Genomic DNA, 3,344 nt, shown 5'->3' with positions numbered 1-3,344 from the left:
GCCCGGCCCCGAAACGGCTGGTGCCGCGCCTGCACCACACCACGACCTCCACGCCTCGAACGGGGAGGCACTGCTGACCACGCTGGTCGCCGACGTGCTCGGACTGCCGTCCGTGGCGCCCACCGACGGCTTCTTCGCCCTCGGCGGAGACAGCATCACCGCCATCCGACTGGCCAGCCGCGCCCGCGCCGCCGGCCTCACCCTCACCCCCACGGACGTCTTCGCGCACCGGACCCTGCGCTCCCTCGCGGCCGCCGCCGAGCGGGGAAGCAGCCGGGAACGACGGGAAGCCCGGTACGGCGACGCCGGGGAGGTCCCCGCCACACCCGTGATGGACTGGCTCCGCGCCCGGGGAGGGCCGATCGCCCGGTTCAGCCAGTCGGTCCTGGTGAGCACCCCGGCTGGCACGACACCAGAGGAGCTCGTGCTCGCCTTCCAGGCCGTGCTCGACCACCACGACGCGCTCCGGCTGCGACTCCTGCGCGACCCCGACGACACCACCTGGCGCTTCGTGGTCGACCCGCCAGGACACGTCCGGGCAGAGGACTGCCTCACCCGCGTCGACGGAGCAGCCACCCCCGCCGCGCTCGAGGACGGAACAGCCGAGGCCCGCGCCCGGCTCGACCCCGACGCCGGTCGGATGGCGCGACTGGTGTGGTTCGACCCGGGCCCCTCGACGGCGGGCCAACTCCTGCTGGTCGCCCACCACCTCTGCGTTGACGGCGTCTCCTGGTCCATCCTGCTCTCCGACCTCGCCGAGGCCCACCGCCTGATCCGGCTGCGCCGGCCCGTCGAACTCCCCGCTGTCCCCGTCTCCTTCCGCTCCTGGGCGGCGCGGCTCCGCGAACTCGTCGTCGGCGGCGCGCTGGAGGGGGAACGACCAAGGTGGGCGGCGCGGCTCAGCGGCCACTCCTCCGCCCCGATCACCCTGGGCTGCCGGCCGCTGGACCCCAGCCAGGACACCGCGGCCACCGCCAGAACAGTGCACCTCGCCCTTGATCCGGACCACACCGCTCCGCTGCTGGCGGCGATCCCCGCCCGCTACCACGCCACCCTCGAGGACGTGCTGCTCGCGACCCTCCTCGTCGCGATCCGGTCCCAGCGGCCGGGGAGGGAACCGCTGAGCCTGCTCGTGGACGTCGAAGGCCACGGAAGGGAAGCCGGTATCGGTGCTCCCGCCGGCGCCGCCGACCCGGAAGAACTCGACCTGTCCCGCACCGTCGGCTGGTTCACCACCATTCGACCCGTCTGGTTCGACCTCGCACCGGTCCCCGACACCGTGACCTCGGACGGTGACGCCGCCCACCTCGACCGGGTGCTCAAGTCCGTCAAGGAACATCTGCGCGCCATGCCGCACCAGGGCGCAGGCCACGGGCTGCTCCGACAGGCCGACCGGCTGCGGGACGGCGCCGCGGCAGGCGGCGAGCCCCTCCCGACGCCCTCGGCGCAGCTGGCGTTCAACTACCTCGGCAGGTTCGACCTGGCGGAGGCAGGGGAGTGGGCACCACTACCCGGACAGGACACGACGCCCCTCGCGGTCGGCGCCGATCCGGAGCTGCCGCTCACACACCCCCTCACCGCCGAAGCCCATGTGGAACGCGGCACCGCCGGCCCCCGGCTGGTGGTGCGCCTCACCTGGCCGGCGGGGCTCCTGCCCGAGACGGAGACACGGGAGCTCCTCGCCAGGTGGGGGGAGGCGCTGCGCACCTCCTCGATCGCCCTGCGCCGCCCAGGCCTGGGCGGACACACCCCCAGCGACTTCCCCCTGGTCGCCCTGGACCAGCTCGCCGTCGACGAACTCACCGCCTGGTACCCCGCGCCACTCGACGACGTCCTCCCCCTGGCCCCGCTCCAGCAGGGGCTGCTGTTCCACCGCGACCTCAGCAACGACGACGCCGATCCCTACCTCGTCCAGCTCTCCCTCACCCTGGACGGGCCCCTCGACCCGGCGGACCTGCGTGAGCGGGTCCGCGGCCTCCCCGAGCGGCACCCGAACCTGACGGCGGCCTTCGTCACGCTGGGTTCCGCCGGGCCCGTCCAGGTATGGCGCGCCGACGTGACCGTGCCGTGGCTCGAGGTCGACCTCACCGCCGACGGCACGGTCTCGCCGACCTCGGAGGCGCTTGAAGCGCTGCTCGCCAGCGAACGAGCCCACCCCCTCGTTCCGCACCGCCCGCCGCTCCTGCGGTTCGCCCTCGCCCGGACCGGGCCGAGGCGGTGGACGCTCGTCCTCACCCACCACCACCTGATCCTCGACGGCTGGTCCCTGCCCCTGCTCGTCGCGGAGCTGCTCGGCCACCAGGACGTCTCCGCCACGCCCGCCGCCTCGTACCGCACGTTCCTGGCGTGGCAGCGGCGACAGGACCGGGCAGCCGCCCGCGCCGCCTGGGCCCGAGCACTGCTCGGCCAGCCGGGCGGCGGCGACCAGCCCGTCCACCCACCCGTCGAACCCACCCTGCTCGGCCGTCGCGGTGGCCCGTCCCAGAACGCGGGAGCCGCCGAACAGCACGAGGCGCACCTGCCCCGCGATCTCGCCGAGAGCCTGGACCAGCTGGCCAGGTCCTGCGGTGTCACCCTGAACACCGTCGTCCGCGCGGCCTGGGCACTGCTCCTCGCCCAGTTCACCGGGACCCGGGACGTGGTGTTCGGAACGACGGTCGCCCACCGGCCACCCGAGATCGCCGGCATCGACCGCACGATCGGGCTGTTGATCGGCACAGTCCCGGTCCGCGTTCGCGTCCGCCTGTCGGAAACCGTGGCACAACTCCTGGAGCGGCTCCACCGCGAGGACACCGCGCTGCTCGACCACCAGCACCTCGGTCTCGCCGAGATCCAGGAACTGGCGGGCGGAACCCCGCTGTTCGACACCACCGTCGTCGTCGAGAACTACCCGCTCCGGCCCACCGAGATCTCCCACCGGACCCCGGTGGCCGGCGGCGGTCCAGCGGTCCGGATCGCCGAGGTGGGGGTCCACGACGGGGCGCACTACCCGCTCGCGCTCGTCGTCGAACCGACCGACACCCTCCGCCTGCGGCTCGCGGCCAGGCCAGCGGCGCTCCGGACCGGCATCGGCGGACGTGACCTCCTCGACCGGTTCGTCCAACTGCTCGCCGCCTGTGCGGCCAACCCCGGGGCACGGGTGGCCAGCCTGGACTCGACCTCCCCCGCCGACCACCAGAACCTCCTCTCCTGGGGGAAGGGCCCGGCGGTGGAGGTCCCCGACCTCAACCTCGCCGAGCTGGTGGACCAGACCGTCCGCGCCGCACCCGACCGGGTGGCCGTGGTCGAACGTGGAGCCGAACTCACCTACGCGGAACTGGACGCGGCGGCCGACCGGCTCCCCC

The 3,344-nt window shown here is 74.1% G+C and carries 1 protein-coding gene; it reads left to right on the top strand.

The window, feature by feature from the left end; translation table 11 throughout:
• On the top strand, positions 1–3,344 hold a 3,344-nt coding region (locus ACTIDRAF_RS0213240), incomplete at both ends, for a condensation domain-containing protein (RefSeq protein WP_026066061.1).

This window comes from Actinoalloteichus spitiensis RMV-1378 (genome assembly GCF_000239155.1).
GTDB lineage: Bacteria > Actinomycetota > Actinomycetes > Mycobacteriales > Pseudonocardiaceae > Actinoalloteichus_B > Actinoalloteichus_B spitiensis.
The sequence above is the reverse complement of the archived record's forward strand: the minus strand, read 5'-3'. Positions and strand labels throughout refer to the sequence as shown.